This window comes from Thermosynechococcus sp. B3 (assembly GCF_030323045.1).
Taxonomy (GTDB): Bacteria; Cyanobacteriota; Cyanobacteriia; order Thermosynechococcales; family Thermosynechococcaceae; genus Thermosynechococcus.
The window spans coordinates 2,595,588-2,611,409 of record NZ_CP097584.1 but is presented as its reverse complement, the minus strand read 5'-3'; the positions used below and the strand labels follow the sequence as shown (position 1 = coordinate 2,611,409).

Annotated in this window: 14 protein-coding genes and 1 pseudogene; 10 read left to right on the top strand and 5 right to left on the bottom strand. The window is 54.2% G+C overall.

Features of this window, described 5'->3' with window-relative positions:
* The first annotated feature begins 198 nt into the window (after nt 1-198).
* From M0646_RS12900 to M0646_RS12875, 6 genes are all read left to right on the top strand, one after another.
* The gene (locus tag M0646_RS12900; RefSeq protein ID WP_149821481.1) at nt 199-1,434 is read left to right on the top strand and encodes a response regulator; all 1,236 of its coding nucleotides are present in this window, start codon (nt 199-201) and stop codon (nt 1,432-1,434) included.
* 66 nt (nt 1,435-1,500) lie between these two features.
* Nucleotides 1,501-1,863, top strand: a complete 363-nt coding sequence (locus M0646_RS12895) for a PleD family two-component system response regulator (protein WP_149821479.1) — start codon at nt 1,501-1,503, stop codon at nt 1,861-1,863.
* A gap of 2 nt (nt 1,864-1,865) precedes the next feature.
* Nucleotides 1,866-2,408 (top strand): chemotaxis protein CheW, encoded by a 543-nt coding sequence (locus M0646_RS12890; RefSeq protein WP_286626005.1) that lies wholly within the window; start codon nt 1,866-1,868, stop codon nt 2,406-2,408.
* Between the two features lie 33 nt (nt 2,409-2,441).
* Nucleotides 2,442-5,255, top strand: coding sequence for a methyl-accepting chemotaxis protein (locus tag M0646_RS12885; RefSeq protein ID WP_286649728.1), 2,814 nt, complete (start codon nt 2,442-2,444; stop codon nt 5,253-5,255).
* Between the two features lie 2 nt (nt 5,256-5,257).
* Nucleotides 5,258-8,035: a hybrid sensor histidine kinase/response regulator gene (locus M0646_RS12880; RefSeq protein WP_286649727.1), complete on the top strand. Its 2,778-nt coding sequence runs from the start codon at nt 5,258-5,260 to the stop codon at nt 8,033-8,035.
* Complete coding sequence (locus tag M0646_RS12875) at nt 8,028-8,525, top strand: chemotaxis protein CheW (RefSeq protein WP_149821472.1); 498 nt, start codon at nt 8,028-8,030, stop codon at nt 8,523-8,525. Before M0646_RS12880 ends, M0646_RS12875 begins: the two co-directional genes overlap by 8 nt.
* Before the next feature lie 89 nt (nt 8,526-8,614).
* Here the strand turns inward: M0646_RS12875 and M0646_RS12870 are convergent.
* Nucleotides 8,615-9,233: pseudogene (locus M0646_RS12870) on the bottom strand (transposase).
* Between the two features lie 113 nt (nt 9,234-9,346).
* Between M0646_RS12870 and M0646_RS12865 the strand changes: the two are divergent.
* Entirely contained in the window at nt 9,347-9,517 is a 171-nt protein-coding gene (locus M0646_RS12865) for an endonuclease domain-containing protein (RefSeq protein ID WP_286649726.1), read from the top strand.
* Between the two features lie 244 nt (nt 9,518-9,761).
* Here M0646_RS12865 and M0646_RS12860 read toward each other — a convergent pair whose 3' ends face one another.
* Nucleotides 9,762-10,199, bottom strand: coding sequence for a single-stranded DNA-binding protein (locus M0646_RS12860; protein WP_149821863.1), 438 nt, complete (start codon nt 10,197-10,199; stop codon nt 9,762-9,764).
* Between the two features lie 178 nt (nt 10,200-10,377).
* Here M0646_RS12860 and M0646_RS12855 point away from each other — a divergent pair, with 178 nt between their 5' ends.
* The 3 genes from M0646_RS12855 to M0646_RS12845 are packed head-to-tail and all read left to right on the top strand — an operon-like array spanning nt 10,378 to nt 12,779.
* Nucleotides 10,378-11,676 carry an NAD(P)/FAD-dependent oxidoreductase gene (locus tag M0646_RS12855; protein WP_286626001.1) on the top strand — a complete coding sequence of 433 codons (1,299 nt, stop codon included), beginning with the start codon at nt 10,378-10,380 and terminating at the stop codon, nt 11,674-11,676.
* 38 nt (nt 11,677-11,714) lie between these two features.
* Nucleotides 11,715-12,290, top strand: a complete 576-nt coding sequence (locus tag M0646_RS12850; protein ID WP_286625999.1) for a DUF3365 domain-containing protein — start codon at nt 11,715-11,717, stop codon at nt 12,288-12,290.
* 12 nt (nt 12,291-12,302) lie between these two features.
* A complete protein-coding gene (locus M0646_RS12845) occupies nt 12,303-12,779 on the top strand; it encodes a DUF3122 domain-containing protein (RefSeq protein ID WP_149821464.1) in 477 nt (158 codons plus the stop codon).
* Here the strand turns inward: M0646_RS12845 and M0646_RS12840 are convergent.
* The 3 genes from M0646_RS12840 to M0646_RS12830 are packed head-to-tail and all read right to left on the bottom strand — an operon-like array spanning nt 12,776 to nt 15,792.
* On the bottom strand, nt 12,776-14,251 hold the full coding sequence (locus tag M0646_RS12840) for an anthranilate synthase component I (RefSeq protein WP_399374969.1): 1,476 nt from the start codon (nt 14,249-14,251) through the stop codon (nt 12,776-12,778). The two genes, M0646_RS12845 and M0646_RS12840, sit on opposite strands and share 4 nt — an antisense overlap.
* Entirely contained in the window at nt 14,149-15,051 is a 903-nt protein-coding gene (locus M0646_RS12835) for an energy-coupling factor transporter transmembrane protein EcfT (RefSeq protein WP_286649724.1), read from the bottom strand. The genes M0646_RS12840 and M0646_RS12835 overlap by 103 nt, the downstream gene beginning before the upstream one ends.
* A 9-nt stretch (nt 15,052-15,060) precedes the next feature.
* On the bottom strand, nt 15,061-15,792 hold the full coding sequence (locus tag M0646_RS12830) for a PspA/IM30 family protein (RefSeq protein WP_206200417.1): 732 nt from the start codon (nt 15,790-15,792) through the stop codon (nt 15,061-15,063).
* Nucleotides 15,793-15,822 lie beyond the last annotated feature (30 nt).

Genomic DNA, 15,822 nt, shown 5'->3' with positions numbered 1-15,822 from the left:
TAAAAGTCATTAACTTTTCTGAAGTTTTCTTTCATCTTTTCCCCAACACTGCTTAATATAATCAACACATCGGTATTCTTAAGCACACCTCTTACTTAAGGATAGCTCCATATCTCAATTGGTTTTATTGTCAAATATCGCTGGTTGCTGCCGGAGTAGGACGAAACTTCGGTGGGGGTAGCAGCTCGGAGGCTAAATATGATGACATCAGATCGCGGTTTTAGTGGCGGGGGAACACCACAGTTTACAGAAACGCTTCAGCCAGAACGATTACTCCAGCAACTCAGCACTTCAGGAGGCACAGGTTGCTTCAGGGTGAGCGTTCAAGGGCAGCAGTGGTTTCTCTACTTTGATCAGGGAAGTATTGTCTATGCTACCCACACGATTGAACCGGGCGATCGCTTTGAGCGCCATTTGCGGCAACTCAGCCAAAGTGTTCCTGCCCTCGATCGCGAGTTACGTGCCCAAGTCCGACAGCAATGGGAACAGGCCAACACCCCCACCCCGATCTATGAATATGAGAGTCTGCGCTGGTTGCTTACTCAAGACATCATTACCCCAGAGCACTTCAGCCGCCTAGTCGAGGGGCTAATCGTTGAAGTCCTAGAGTCGTTTTTATATCTCAAGAGCGGTCACCATCAACTTGTGCCCTATGTTGAAGTGCCAATTGTCAGCCGCTTTGACGCCACCCGACTGATTCAGCAGTGCAAATCCCGAATTCAGCAGTGGCTCAGCCTTGGCCACAAAATTGTCTCGCCTTTTCAGCGCCCCTACTTCTTTAGTGGTGCGCAAGTCAATTTAACCCCAGAGCAGCAGCAACGCTTGGGGTCGATGTTGCGGGGGTTTAGCTTCCGCCACTTGGCCGTGCTCATGAACCAAAATGAAATTGCCTTGGTGCGTAGCCTCTTACCCTTGATTGATAAAGGAGCCGTAGTCGTTCGTGAGCCGCAACACCCCTTTGATTTGCTGCCCAGTTTTGATGCCAGTTTGTGGCAGGAAACCACGCCTACCGTTACAGAGGAGAGTGGCGATTTGGGCAGTGGCTTTTTTACCTCAAAAGTGCCAAACCGTACCTATCGGATCATCTGCATTGACGATAGTCCGACCATGCTCAATGAAATTAAGCGGTTTTTGGCGGATGATGCCTTTGAAGTCATTGCCCTCAATGATTCTGTAAAAGCCCTGATGGAGGTGATGCGCCTCAATCCAGATCTGATCCTGCTGGACGTGGGGATGCCCAACATTGATGGTTATAAGTTTTGTAAAGTCATTCGCAACCATGAACGCTTTAAGTCAGTGCCGATCATTATGGTGACGGGTAACACGGGTCTCATTGACCGCGCTAAAGCCCGCCTCGTGGGAGCGACGGACTATATGACCAAGCCCTTTACTCAGGCGGAACTTCTCAAAATGGTGTTTCAGTACTTGACGTAGTACAGGCAACCTGTGGGCAGTATATTGACAGTAATCGATTATTTGAATTGACATTTGGGAGATGACATGACGACGGTTTTAGTGGTGGAAGATACCCCCTCGGAAATGGCACTGATTACCTCGTTTCTTAAGGACTCTGGCTATACCGTCATTGCGGCCACCGATGCCAAGGAGGCTCTAGAAAAAGTCACGCAGTACAAGCCCGATGTGGTGGTGACGGATGTGGTGATGCCAGGGATGAGCGGCTTTGAACTCTGCCGCAGTCTCAAGAAAAATCCGGAAACAGAAAAGCTCCCCATTGTTGTCTGCACGTCGAAAAACCAAGAGCTAGACCGCCTTTGGGCAATGAAGCAGGGGGCAGATGCCTATGTCACGAAGCCCTTCAGCCGTGAGGATCTACTGCGGGCACTGAAGTCGGTGGTGGTGTAGCGATGCTTGGGGCAGCACCTTGGTTGAATCATGGTGAAGGGCGGGGCGATTACCCAAAGAGTACGCTACGCGATCGCCCCCAAGGGGCGCCCTATTTGCGTTTGGTTATCCACGACCAATTCACGGCATTGCTGCCGATGACTGAGATTCAGCAGGTGTTGGTGATCCCACCGCAACAGCTCACGGTGATTCCCAATATGGCCGCAGTGGTGATGGGACTGCTGAACTTTCGTAACCGCATTGTTTGGGTACTGGATTTAGCCCACTTGCTCAACTTGGAGCCACTGGATGCGGATATTTCGGTGTTGACGATCGCGTTGCTGCACACCCCCAAGGGATACCTAGGATTGGCGCTCAAGGAGGTACGGGGGATCGTCCGTCTTCCCGAGGGAGCCATTCAATCGCCTGTGGGTACAGTGAGCGCGGCGCTGGTTCCCTACCTCAAAGGCTGTTGTCGCTTAGGAGAGGAGTTGTTCTTTATCCTTGATGGGGCAGCGATCGCCGAAAGGTCTTGCTCAAGTGTTCTTGCTGTTGATGTCGGATAGCACTGCTGTTAATGCTGTTAGGATGTGCCAACAATGACCACTGCCAAACCCTCCCTTGATATTCCTCCTTTGCCACCGTCGGTATTGAACTACCAACTCCCTCCCCTAGAGGAGAAAAAAGCCACAACCAACGGCAAATCCCCTGAGCAACCTGCATCCCCACCCCCCCCACCCCGCAAATTTTGGGGCTTACGTCCGAAACTGATTACCAGTGCCGTTGCCCTTGCAACACTGCCGATGATTGGTGTGGGCTTGGCGGCAAATGAAGTGGCGCGTCAACAACTGATGGAGCAGGTCTTGCAGCTCCAGCAGCAGGAAGCCAGTAGCGCTGCGCTCCAATTTGATAACTATCTGCGCGATCGCCGAGGGGATGCGCGCGTCTTGGCTTCGGTTTTGAATAATCGTTATAGCAGTGAAATTCAGCAGCGCGATCGCGCCCAACTGCAAGCCGTTCTCGATCAGTTCCTTGATGCTTACGTGGCCTACGACAGCGCCGCGATCATTGCCAACAATGGCCAAGGAACGGTTATTGCTCAATCCTCAGCGGGAAATCGTCTCGCCAACAATATTCTCCAAAATCAAGAGTACTTTAAGCTCGCGATCCAAACGCGGGGCGCGGTTTTAACCGTTGAGCCAACGCTGTCACTGCCAGAACGCCCCTTGGGGATGTTTTTAGCGGTACCGCTGATTAATCCTCAAAACCAGCAAATTATAGCGGTGCTGCGGTTGCGGGTACCCAAAAGCAGTATTCAGCAATTTCTGAAAACCTATGATCGCACTCAGCAGCAGAGTTTTTACCTCGTAGAGCCGGGGGGAACGATCTTTGCTGCCTCTATTCCAGCATTGCAGGGTAAACCCCTAGAGGAAGTCTTTCCCAAACTGGCTCAGTCTAGGGACAATACCTCAGCAAGTACGCTGACAGAACGGCGCCGCTCTGATGGCGAGTCCCAAATTCTCAGCTACACCACTGTTTCCCAACCCTTTGCCTCCATTGTCCTCGGCACCGACCAAGACTATGCCCTTAAACCCCTACGAAACCTGACATGGACACTCCTTTCGGGGGTGGTGGTGACGGCAATTGTGGCGGGGGCGATCGCCATCTACCTCAGCGATCGCGGGATTCAACCCCTGCTGCGAGCCACCAAGGCGGTGACGAAAATTGGTGAAGGGGATCTCCAAACCCGTCTGCCGGTGGAGGGGGATGATGAACTGGCAACCCTCAGCCGCACGATTAACCAGATGGCAGAACAGTTGGAACAATCCCTGATAGAAGCTCGACTGGCTGCCCAACGCGCCCAACAGTTACGTGATAGTGTCTTTCGTTTGACCCAGCAGAGCGATCGCCAGCAAATTCTCGATAATCTGGTCAATGAGGGGCGCCATCTTTTGGGGTGCGATCGCGTGATCTTCTATGAATTTGACGAGAACTATGTCGGCAAAGTCGTTGCCGAGTCTGTAGCCGTCGGCTGGCCCCAAGCCCTCGAACAGGTGATTGACGATCCCTGCTTCCGTCAAAATTGGGTTGATGCCTACACCAAAGGGCGCGTGCAAGCCACAGCAGACATTCTCAATGCTGGTCTGACGGAGTGCCACCTCAAACAACTTGCTCCCCTGAAGGTGCGAGCCAACTTAGTCGTTCCCGTGTTGGTGGAGAAAAAACTGGTCGCGCTTTTAATTGCCCACCAGTGCAGTGAGCCGCGTCAGTGGCAGCAGCCCGAAATTGATGCTTTCCTCCAGTTGGCCAACCAAGCCGGACTGGTGCTTGAGCGCAGCAAATTCCTTGAGCAGACCACCGCTGCCCAAAAAGAAGCAGAACGCCTTGCCCAAGAGCAACAGCAGCGTACGGAACGCATTCAAATGCAGTTGATTAACCTGCTCACCGAAGTCGAGGCGGCCTCCCAAGGGGATCTGACGGTACGGGCCGACATCACCGCCGATGAAATTGGTACCGTTGCCGACATCTTCAACTCCCTCATTGAGAGTCTGCGGGACGTGGTTGTCCAAGTGAAAGCCACCACGGAAAAAGTGAACACCGCCCTCTTGGCGGATGAGACAGCCATGACAGAGTTAGCAGAAGAATCGCTGCGGCAAGCCAAGAAGGTGAAGCGGATGCTGGAAGCGGTTGAGGCGATGTCCACCTCCATTGAATCCGTGGCCAACAGCGCCAACGAAGCGGCAGAAGTGGCTCGCAAAGCTTCAGAGCGAGCCGTGACCGGTGGTGAAACCATGGATGCCACCGTTGATAGCATTCTCCACCTGCGGGAAACCGTGGCCGAAACCGCCAAAAAGGTGAAACGCTTGGGCGAATCCTCGCAACAGATTTCCAAGGTGATTTCGCTGATTAACCAGATTGCCCTACAAACCAACCTCTTGGCCATCAATGCCAGTATTGAGGCTGCCCGTGCCGGTGAAGAAGGCCGCGGCTTTGCTGTGGTTGCCGAAGAGGTGGGTGAACTAGCGGCGCGATCGGCAGCGGCCACCCGCGAAATTGAGCAAATCGTAGAAACAATTCAGCAGGAAACTCATGAGGTGGTGAGTGCCATGGAAACAGGTACGGCTCAGGTGGTTGAAGGCACCCGCCTTGTGGAGGTAACCAAGCAAAATCTCCAAGAAATTGTGCAGGTGTCACAGCACATTGACGAACTGGTGCAGTCCATTTCCCAAGCTACTGTCTCCCAAGCCCGCACCTCCAACACCGTCAATACCCTCATGAAAGACTTTGCCAAGGTCTCTGAGGGGATGTCTGCTACGTCCAAGCAGATTTCTGAGTCTTTGCAAGCCACCGTGGACATTGCTCAGGAACTCCAAAACTCCGTCAACATCTTTAAGGTGACTGCTGAGGGATAACCATGCCCGAACCCGGCGTTGAGGAAACGATTCGTCTCCAGTTCCTCGAGGAGGCTCAGGACTACCTGCAAACCATTGAAGCAGGGATACTGGAACTCTCCCACCAGCCAAGGGTGATTGATGCTGTACTGCGGGCAGCTCACTCCATTAAAGGGGGGGCAGCGATGATGGGCTTTATGTCCCTCAGTGAACTGGCGCATCGCCTTGAGGATTTCTTCAAGGTCTTGAAATCGCGCCCCTGCGACGATGTTGAAGTGCAACACCTCCTGCTCAAAGCAGTGGATCAACTGCAAGCAGTCATTACCCTCCATCGCCAAGGCGTTAACCCCAATGAGGGCTGGTGGCGCACCCAAGTCGAGCCAATTTTGGATGAGTTGCAGGGACGGCTGGGAGATCCCACGGCGGAGGATGATCTGGCGCTCCTCAGTGGTGATGATGGCCAGCAGATGCGGGTGGTGCTCTTTGAAACCGAGGTGGAAGCCTGCCTACAACGCTTGGAAACTGTTCTGCAAACCTCCGGCCAACCCTGCCTCAAGGAGGAGCTGGCGATCGCCGCCCAAGAACTGGAAGGCCTCGGACAAATGCTCGAACTGCCTCAATTTGCTGAGTTTTGTGCCTCCGTCAGTGCCTATCTGGAGCAACCCAACTGTGATGTCAGCGAAGCGGGTGCCCACATTGTGCAGCAATGGCGCCGCTGTCAAGCCCTCGTGATTACTGGTCAACTGGAGGCTCTGCCCACCCGCTTGGAAATCCCGGAAACCGATGACGAGGATCAAACCATTATTGATTTACCGCTGGCCAACCTCAATCAAGAATTAGGGGTCGAGGATTTTGCCAGTGCTGAAGTGGAGGCCTTCTCCTTGGGTGATTTATTGTCCCCCCCACCCACCCCTACAGCAGCCCCTTCCCCTGCGCCAGAGGCTGAGACCACCCCAGTAACTCCCCAGCCCCAAGAACCCAAGGAAATGACCGTGCGGGTGCCGGGGCATCAGTTGGATCAACTGAGTGATCTGATGGGGGAATTGCTCATTGAGTGTAATGGTCTGGATTTACAACGGGAGCGCCTCCATGATCTGCTAGTGGGTCTCAAGCAAAAAGTGCGTGCCCTTGAGCGTGCCAACTTTCGTCTGCGCGCAGAGTATGACCGTGTCAGTGCCCCCCATCACTTTAATCCCCAAAATCAGCATGGCTTCGATGTTCTCGAGTTCGATCGCTATACCGATGTGCATCTGCTCTCCCAAGAGGTGATGGAAACCATTGTCCAAGTACAGGAAATCACCAGCGATTTGGAATTGAGCCTAGAGGACACCGAACGCACTGGCCGTGATCTTAACCGCACCGCCAAGCAACTTCAAACTCGGTTTACCCAAGTGCGGATGCGCCCCTTTGCGGATCTGGCCAACCGCTATCCTCGCCTAATCCGCGAATTGAGTCGCGAGCATGGTAAAAATGTCAACTTAGAGATTGAGGGCAGCCACGTTCTCATTGACCGCACGGTGTTGAGTGTGTTGGCAGATCCCCTCTTGCACCTTGTCCGCAATGCCTTTGATCACGGAATAGAACCCGCAGAGGAACGCCAAGCCCTTGGTAAGCCCGCAGCGGGAACCATTACCCTAAAGGCGGCCTATCGCGGCAACCAAACCGTCATTACTGTGGCGGATGATGGCCGAGGCCTAAATCCAGAGAAAATTCGGCAAACGGCACGGCGATTGGGCTTAGCCCGGGACTGGTTGGAAACCGCGAGCGATCGCGACCTTTGGCAACTGATTTTTGAGCCGGGCTTTTCAACGGCCTCACAGGTGACCAGCCTCTCCGGGCGTGGTGTTGGCATGGATGTAGTGCGCACCAATCTGCGGCAAATTCGTGGGGACATCCAGATCCACAGTACCCCCGGCCAAGGCACACGATTTATAATTACAATTCCCTACACCCTCTCAGTGGTACGGGTGCTCTTGGTGGAGGCCGCTGGCATGCTCTTGGCGGTACCCACCGAAGAAATCGAGGAAATGGTGCTGGCCGATCGCTACCCGCCCATCGAAACCCTTGGCTCAACCCTAATTGACTGGGAAGGCTATCTCATTCCTTTAATTGACCTCACCCAGATTTTCCACTTTCAGCGCCCCTATCGTCCTGTGGAAATGGAGGGCGCACCCACAATTAACGAGCCAACCCTGATGATTATCAGTCAAGGGGACAGTGCCCTTGCCCTGCGGGGCGATCGCTATTGGAGCGAGCAGGAAGTCACCATTCGCCAAGTCGAAGGCGAATTAGCCCTCCCCCAAGGCTTTAGTGGCTGCACAATTTTAGGGAATGGCCGCATTGTCCCCCTACTCGATCCCCTTGCCCTCTTTGATTGGTCAGAACAAGAGAGTTCTCATGCCCCTGTGGCTAGCCCCGTTGCCCCTAGCCAAGACACCGTCCTTGTGGTTGATGATTCAGTGAACGTGCGGCGTTTTCTCGCCAGTACCCTCGAAAAAGCCGGCTATCGGGTTGAGCAGGCCAAAGATGGTCAGGAAGCCATTGATAAACTCCAAGGGGGGCTACACGTCAACGCTGTTATCTGCGACATTGAAATGCCCCGCCTCGATGGATTTGGCGTCCTCACTCAAATTCGCCGCATTCCCCAGTGCCAAAACACCCCCGTCATGATGCTGACCTCCCGCACGGGTCAAAAACATCGCCAGCTTGCAGAACGCCTAGGGGCAGCCGCCTACTTTAGCAAACCCTTCCGCGAAAGTGACCTCTTGGCCACCCTTGATCAGTTGATCCGCCATGCTTAAAAGCCGCCGTCGCCGCCAAAGCCAACCCGTTGTTTTAGAGCAGTTCCTGACCTTTATCGTGCGTCAAGAGCAGTTTGCCGTGCCCATGGCACAGGCCTATCGGGTCATTCCTTTACCTCCCATTCATGGCGACCCCCACCAGCGGGGGATTGGCCTTGTCACCTATGAGAATCACGAAATTCTAGTCATTGATATTGGCTGCTGTCTCTTTGATGATCCCCTCTCAACCTCAGAAACCCAGAAGCTGAAATTTTTGCTCATTCTCCAGCCTCGCTTAGAAGGGGAATGGCTTGGCCTGCCCCTCACAGAACCCCCCGTGATTGAGCGCATTCCACGGGATGCCATTCATCCCATTCCCAGCAACTATCTCCACTGGGGGAGTATTCACAGCGTCAGTTCCCTCATGGTCAGTAGTCAAGAAGATCAGGAGCTACCCCCGATCTTTATCGTTGATATTGAGCAGGTTCTGCACACCCTAAAAACGCGATAACCTGCCTGCATTTCTAGATGGAGGCGCACCAGCCATGAGTACGCTGTATGAAACCGACTTTTATAGCTATTCCAATAGAGAATGAGATATCATCTAGCACAATACTTGCGAATCACCTCATCCATAGAACAGTTTAACCCTGCATACATCCGCGCTCGCTTCAGCGCACTAAAGTCGTGCTCAATCACATTCAAATCAAGAGAGTATTTCGGTAAAAATAACACCTCGTGACCCGCCGCTTTCACCACTGCCTGAATCACCCCTTTCGGATGAATCGGTGCATTATCCATCATCAACAACGAACGTTTCTCTAACGCTGACAAACAGTACTGACTCAGCCAGCTCACAAACCCTAACGCATTCAAATATCCTGAAAACAGCATCGGCGCTATGAAGTCTTTCTGGTGTCTATACCGTCCTGCGACTCAACTCTCTCTTTTCTGACGCTTCCCCGCTCGCTCTCCATCAATTCGTTGGCCTCGCGCTGACCACCCATACTCAGACTCCACTCGATCGCTGGGCACGGTCGATTAAACGGTCATCGGGATGGGCAGCAACATCCGCTGCTAAGGCCGCCCAATCCAGCTTCCAAGGACGACGGGGGACAACCGTGGGGGCTAAGTCGCCTCGCTTCAGCCAGCGATGGATGGTGGCGCGGCTCACCTGAAAAATTTGAGTCGCTTCACTGATTTTGCCACCTTGCTTGATATAGGAGACAACCCGCTCTCGTCAGTCCAAGCTATAGCTCATATTCTTGAGTAACATTCATGACGCTTTGAGTATAGCCTATCCCTCTTGAAAATATCTCATCTCCTTTCGAAATGGCTATAGCGATCGAAGTTGATGGCTCATCCCACGATAGCGAAGAAGCTCAAGAGCAAGACTGCTACCGTCAGCAAAGGCTTGAAGCCTTAGGGGTTCGATTCTTGCGGTTTCGAGATGAAGAGGTGCGCCACAATGTTGAGGCAGTCCTTGAGGCGATCGCAACCTAGATTAAGGACAACGCTCCCAAAACTCCCCCTCTAGGGAGGGATTAGGGGTGGGTCTGAGTTGGGCTGACTACGGACAGGGATGCGAAGGGAATTCTTGCCCTGTGAATTGCTGCGTGAATCTCATTTGTGACCTCTGCCCATCAAACTAAGAAGCCTCCCATGGCTTTCTAGTTCTCCTCATCCCAAACTGACGTGGGTGAGATGATGTGTTCGTGCTAAACGCTAGCCGAATCAGCGTCAATCCCTAGAAGGGCACCTCATCTAGGTTAATATCTTCGGGTTCGGGGGGTGGGGGCGCCACTTTCGGTGTCATAGGTGCCGTGGCTGCGGGTGTGGCCATTGGGGTTGCTGCGGGCTGGGCGGGATGATCCACAATGTTGCCGTCAACGGTGTAGAAGCGGCTCACTACCAACTCGGCACGTTTTTCTTTGAAACCTTCGGGGCGGTCAATGGTGTCCATTTTTAGCCGGCCTTCGAGGATCAGGCGATCGCCCACTTTGCATTCTGCCTGCATTTTTTGCCCCAAATTGCCCCAAGCCACTGTTCGCAAACTCATGGGTGGCTCTTCACTGCGCAGGCTAGCAAACTGCACCACCATTGTGGCCACCGCCATCTGATTTTCTTGGGTGTAGCGCAGTTCTGGCGCTTGAATCACTTCTGCAAAGAGGACGCAACTGTTCATCCGATCGGCTTCCAACAGGTCGTGTTCTTTCCAGTATAGTCCCAACGGCTGCCGCGACAAGGCCACAGGATCAATACAGCGCGACTCTGGGGTTCTCCCTAGCACAGACGGCTGTAGCCAATTGTATCTTCTTATACTATCATATAGTTAATTAGATAAATTTACAGAGGATACGGTTATGGCACGGGTGGTTGTCCTTGGGGCAGGCATCGGCGGGTTGTCTACAGCCTACGAATTAAGGCACCGTTTGGGCGATCGCCATCAAGTGGTCTTGGTCTCCGATGTGAATCGCTTTACATTTATTCCGGGACTAGTGGCAGTTGCCCTTGGACACCATTCCCTCGAACGCCTGCAAGTGCCCCTAGGGATCGTGAGCCGTCGCCATGGGTTGCAATGGGTGCAAGGCAAAGTTCAGCAGATTGACCCTAAAGCTAAGAAAGTCTATTTGCCTGAGCAAACCCTTGACTACGACTATTTAGTGATTGCCACAGGGGCAGAACTCGCCCTCGATTTGATTCCCGGCCTTGGCGTTCACAGTTATTCCGTGTGTACCCCCGCCCACGCAGTTGCCGCCCATCGAGCATGGCAAGCATTCCTCAAAGACCCCAAGGATTTAGTTGTGGGTGCGGCGCCGGGAGCCAGTTGCTTTGGGCCTGCCTATGAATTTCTGTTTTTGGCGGAGTATGCCCTGCGGCGTCATCGGTTGCGCGATCGCGTCAAGATTACATTCATTACTCCTGAACCCTACATTGGCCATCTGGGGATTGGCGGCTTGGCCAACAGTGATCAACTCACCCTAGACCTGATTGCACAGCGGGGCATTGAAACCATCACGAATGCCGAGATCACGGCCATTGAGCCGCATCGGATTTTGTTGCGGGATGGACGGGTAATCCCCTTTGGCTACAGCATGATTTTGCCACCTTTTCGCGGGCCAGCCTTTGTGCGTGCCTCGGGTCTTGGCAATGAAAAGGGATTTTTGCCCCTGCTGCCCACCCTTCAGCACCCCGACTATCCTGAAATCTATGGGGTCGGTATTAGTGTTCACCTGCCGCCGATAGAAGTCACCCCTGTGCCTATGGGCTTGCCCAAGACGGGTCAAATGACCGAGGAGATGGCGATCGCCGTCAGCCACAATATTGCTGTTGCCCTTGGGGAATTAGCCGCTGACCCTGTGGTGCCGACACTGGATGCCCTCTGTTTTGCCGACTTTGGTGACACGGGTATTGCCTATATTGCCGCTCCTGTGATTCCTGAGACCCTCGGGCAGAAGCGCCGCTTGGCCTACGCTATTCAAGGATTGTGGGTGAGTTGGGTCAAGGCTGTCTTTGAGCGCTACTTCCTGCTGAAAATGCGATGGGGGCTAAGTGTTCCTTGGTTTGAACAGTGGGGACTGCGGCTCTTCTTTGGCCTTTCCCTTGTGCGTCCCCTTCACCCCCCCCTAGTTTCCAAGCAGCAACCGTTCGCAAAAGTTTGATATGCAACCGTTAACAACACTGACAAGGAGTAATTTTTATGGCGCGCCTCTTTCTCATGGGTCTGTTGATGGTTTGTCTATGGCTCAACAGTTCCTCAGCCACATTGGCCAATGTGAATCCCGATGAACTGGGGAAAGCCGTAACCGCCATTGAACAGTTGGATCAAATGCGCATTGGCCTTGCCTCTACTTTAGAAGGAAGTCCCACGGAACCCACCCTTGACACCTTTAAGACTGTTTGTGCCCCCGTAGGCAAGAAAGCGAAGGAAATTGCTGCTGCCAATGGCTGGCAACTGCGTCAGGTAGCCCTCAAGTACCGCAACCCCAACCATGCCCCGCGCACAGCGCTGGAAGTGCAAGCCCTCAATCGCTTTGATAACAATCGTCAACTCCAAGCCTTTTGGCAAACGGATGCTGCAGGGGTGCACTACTTCCGTCGCATTGATGTCCAAGCCAGTTGCCTTGCCTGTCATGGGGCGAAAAATCGGCGGCCTGCCTTTATTCAAGAAAAATATCCCAGCGATCGCGCCTATGGCTTCCGTGTTGGTGATCTGCGGGGCATGTACGCTGTGACGATTCCGCAAATTCAACAGGCACTCCAAACCTCACCCTAGGGAGGAACTTCAATGAAACGTTGGCAGCGTTTGTTACTTGTGATCCTGCTCGTCATTCCCCTGTGGCTAGCGGTGTCCCCCAGTAGCCCTGCCATGATGCGCACCATTGAAGAGGCTCCCAATCAAGTGGTGGTGCAGTCGCGGCATCAGTTGCGCGATAATCGTGGCTTCACGTGGCAGGTGATTCTCTTTTCCCGTCGTGACCAGTTGCAATTACGCTTGGTGGGGTTTCCCGAGCAGTACCACTTTCGCCATCCCGATCCCTTGGTGCTGATCACATCGAGCGGTCAAACCCTCACAGCCGTAGATGACTTTCCCAAGGCAGACTCCGTTGCCAATGTGGGACAGTTTGACCTGTTGCCCCTCGCCTCGCAATTGCCCAAGAGTGAACCTTTGGTACTGCGTCCGCCCCTAGAGGAGCAGGGGATTGAGATTGCTGTGCCTGCGGCTGTGGTAATTGAATGGCACGCTCTGATGGAGGGAGCCTAGGAACGGGGGCTGATGGGCATAGGTGTTCCGAGGGCAAGGAGCAGGGCTTGGGCTTTGCTCAGGGATTCTTGCCATTCCCGCTGTGGATCACTGTCGGCCACAATACCGGCGCCCACCTGTCCCCAGGTCGTCTGGCGATCGCCTGCCACCAACAAGGTACGGATGAGGATATTCAAGTCCAAATGCCCCCGCTGATCCCAGTAGCCACAGGAACCGTAGAACAAATTGCGGGGAAAGGGTTCCAGAGCCGCCAAAATCGCCATGCAGCGCACCTTGGGACAGCCAGTAATCGTGCCGCCGGGAAAGAGGGCACGGATCACATCCACAGGAGACAGCCCCGGCTGCAACGTGCCGCGAACATTGCTCACCAAGTGAATCACATGGCTGTAGTACTCCAGCGTTAGGAGTTCATCCACCACCACACTGCCCCACTGGCACACTCGCCCCAAGTCATTGCGCTCTAAATCCACGAGCATCATGTGTTCTGCCTGTTCCTTGGTATTGCTGAGAAGTTCCTCGGCCTGGGCGCGATCGCCCGCTGGGGTTTGGCCGCGCGGACGGGTACCAGCAATGGGTCGGGTTTGCACCCTATCTCCCTGCACTTGCACCAAGCGTTCCGGTGAGCAACTGACAATGTAGCCCCAAGGGGTCTGCCAAAAACTGGCAAAGGGAGACGGGTTAATCTGCTGCAGCCGCAGGTATTGTTGCCAAGGATCAACGCGCCCGTAATGGCAAAAGCGGGCCGACAGATTGGCTTGAAAAATATCGCCAGCGCGAATATGGCGGAGAATCTGCTGCACCGCTGCTTGGTAGGTATCGGGTTGCCAGCCAGCGGCTAGTTCAATGCTGCCGGGGCGATCGGGCACCCAGAGAGATGGCTCAGGGGGTGTTTCCGCAAGCGCTTCTTGCAGCGCTGCCAGTTGGCTAGGGGTCGAAGCCGCCAAGTAGAGCAGATCTTCCTGATGATCCAAGACGGCGAAGGCTTGGGGTTCATACCAAAAGGCCACTGGAAAAGGGAGAGGATCAGGCTTCAGAGGCGGCAGGGCTTCAATTTCCCACGCCAACTCATACCCCAGCCATCCCAACCAGCCACCAGTAAAGGGCAGATGGCGCACCGCTTCAGGAACCGCTTCACATTGGGGAAAGCGTTGTAGCGTCGGCAGGACTTGACCCAAGGAGAGTGGCCACTGGCGATCGCGCCGTGGTGACCCCGCACAAATGGAATAGCGCGCTTGGGGAGTCGGGGCTTGGGCTGGACTTTCGAGGAGGACGGCAATCGGCTCCGCCAAAAATAACTGCTGAAAAACGGCGCGACCCGTGCGACGCCGCAGCGGCAAACAGCACCATAGCCACGGCTGACAGGGGAACATCAATGGTGTGTCACCCCCAACCAACCCAAACGAACCAACCAAAATAACCCCATGCCCCCCAGAGCCAACCAATCTCGCCGCTGCAGTCGCAGATGGTGCCAGGGATTATCGTAGGTTCCCGGTTCTTGAAAGCCCCGCACCTGCATCGCACAGGCCACCTGTTCTGCCCGCAGGAGTAAATTGTCCAACAGCCGTACTGCTAAGGTGAGCCACAACTTGATGCTGCCCTTAATGCCCACCAGTCGCCAATTGATGGCACGCGTCCGCACTGAGCGGCTCAGGTTTTGCACCTCTTCTAAGACCAAGGGAATAAACCGCAGCGACAGCGTCAAGGTCAGGGCAATTTCGGCCACCGGCAGCTTAAAGCGTTTCAGGGGCTGCATCAGATTTTCCAAGCCAGCGGTGACTTCCTCAGGGGCAGTGGTGAGCAAAAACAGATGCGTACTGTAAAGGAGCGTAAACAGGAGGGTACTCAGGCGTAACCCCAAATCCAGCGATCGCTGGGAAACTTGCAGATGAATCGGAAACTGACCCACTTGGGCACGAAACTGCCACAGGATATAACTGTAGCTCGTGGGCGGAGCGGTGGCTGCCAAAGGGCGGCGGGGTTGATAGGTGACCGCCATCCCATCGGGCATCAAAGCCGTGATGACTAGAATTAAACTCCCCACCAAGAGGAGCCACAGCAGTTGCCGCCGCCACACCCGTGCGGGAATCCCCCCTAGGAGGGTCAGGAAAATTAAACTAACCACTAGCCCCAACCGCCAAGTGACATCCGCCAAAATAGGTGCCAACAGAAACGTCATCAACCATGCCAACTTAACCCGCGGATCAAGGCGGTGCAGCCAAGTCACCGGTTGTTCAAGGTATAGCCCCAAAGGGAGCGATCGCAGGAGATCCATGGAAAATAACTAGTTCTTCTCCAGTTCCCGCCGCAGGGCTTCCAACTCTGGATCGTAGGCAGGGGTGCTGCTGGGTGACAGTTGCGGGTTGGCCAATTCTGCCTTCAGCCGTGCCAAATCGTCATCCACACTGCCGGCTTCGAGGGCGGCAAACTTGGCTTCGAGGGTATCGCTATTGAGTTCAGCCACGGCTTGGGAGCGAGCCTCCATTTCCTGAACCCGTTCCTCCATGCGCTCAAAGGCGGCCATGGGGGCATTGGTGTTGAGGCTGCTAAAGGTTTGTTGCAGTTGCTCTGAGGCCTTGGCTGCCCGTGCCCGTGCCACCAGCATTTCTTTGCGGGTTTTCGCTTCCGCAATCTTGCTTTCAAGCTGCTGCATTTGTTTTTTGAGGGCTTCCACTTGGGTCACAGACTGCTCCAGTTGCCCTTTGAGAGCCATGGCTGCATTCAGTGCTGTTTTTTTGCGACTCAAGGCCTCAAGCGCTAGTTGCTCATCCCCATGTTGCAGGGCAATTTTGGCACGGCGCTCCCACTCAGCCGCCTGCTGTTGATGTTGGTTGAACTGTTGCTCTAACCGCTTTTGGGAGGCGATCGCTTGGGCGACGGCTTGCCGCAGGGTCACCAGATTGTCCTGCATTTCAATCATGGTCTGCTCAAGGATTTTTTCGGGATCTTCAGCAGCACCCACCAGCGCATTGAGCCAACTGCGAACCACACGGCTGACGCGATCAAACAGTCCCACAGCGTTATCTCCCTATTGGTTCCTTATCTA

Bases quoted from the DNA above. Each gene is read 5' to 3' on its own strand.
- M0646_RS12900 (WP_149821481.1), top strand. From the start codon at position 199: ATGATGACATCAGATCGCGGTTTTAGTGGCGGGGGAACACCACAGTTT.
- M0646_RS12885 (WP_286649728.1), top strand. From the start codon at position 2,442: ATGACCACTGCCAAACCCTCCCTTGATATTCCTCCTTTGCCACCGTCG.
- M0646_RS12860 (WP_149821863.1), bottom strand. From the start codon at position 10,199: ATGAACAGTTGCGTCCTCTTTGCAGAAGTGATTCAAGCGCCAGAACTG.
- M0646_RS12845 (WP_149821464.1), top strand. From the start codon at position 12,303: ATGAAACGTTGGCAGCGTTTGTTACTTGTGATCCTGCTCGTCATTCCC.
- M0646_RS12850 (WP_286625999.1), top strand. From the start codon at position 11,715: ATGGCGCGCCTCTTTCTCATGGGTCTGTTGATGGTTTGTCTATGGCTC.
- M0646_RS12875 (WP_149821472.1), top strand. From the start codon at position 8,028: ATGCTTAAAAGCCGCCGTCGCCGCCAAAGCCAACCCGTTGTTTTAGAG.
- M0646_RS12835 (WP_286649724.1), bottom strand. From the start codon at position 15,051: ATGGATCTCCTGCGATCGCTCCCTTTGGGGCTATACCTTGAACAACCG.
- M0646_RS12895 (WP_149821479.1), top strand. From the start codon at position 1,501: ATGACGACGGTTTTAGTGGTGGAAGATACCCCCTCGGAAATGGCACTG.
- M0646_RS12865 (WP_286649726.1), top strand. From the start codon at position 9,347: ATGGCTATAGCGATCGAAGTTGATGGCTCATCCCACGATAGCGAAGAA.
- M0646_RS12880 (WP_286649727.1), top strand. From the start codon at position 5,258: ATGCCCGAACCCGGCGTTGAGGAAACGATTCGTCTCCAGTTCCTCGAG.
- M0646_RS12890 (WP_286626005.1), top strand. From the start codon at position 1,866: ATGCTTGGGGCAGCACCTTGGTTGAATCATGGTGAAGGGCGGGGCGAT.
- M0646_RS12855 (WP_286626001.1), top strand. From the start codon at position 10,378: ATGGCACGGGTGGTTGTCCTTGGGGCAGGCATCGGCGGGTTGTCTACA.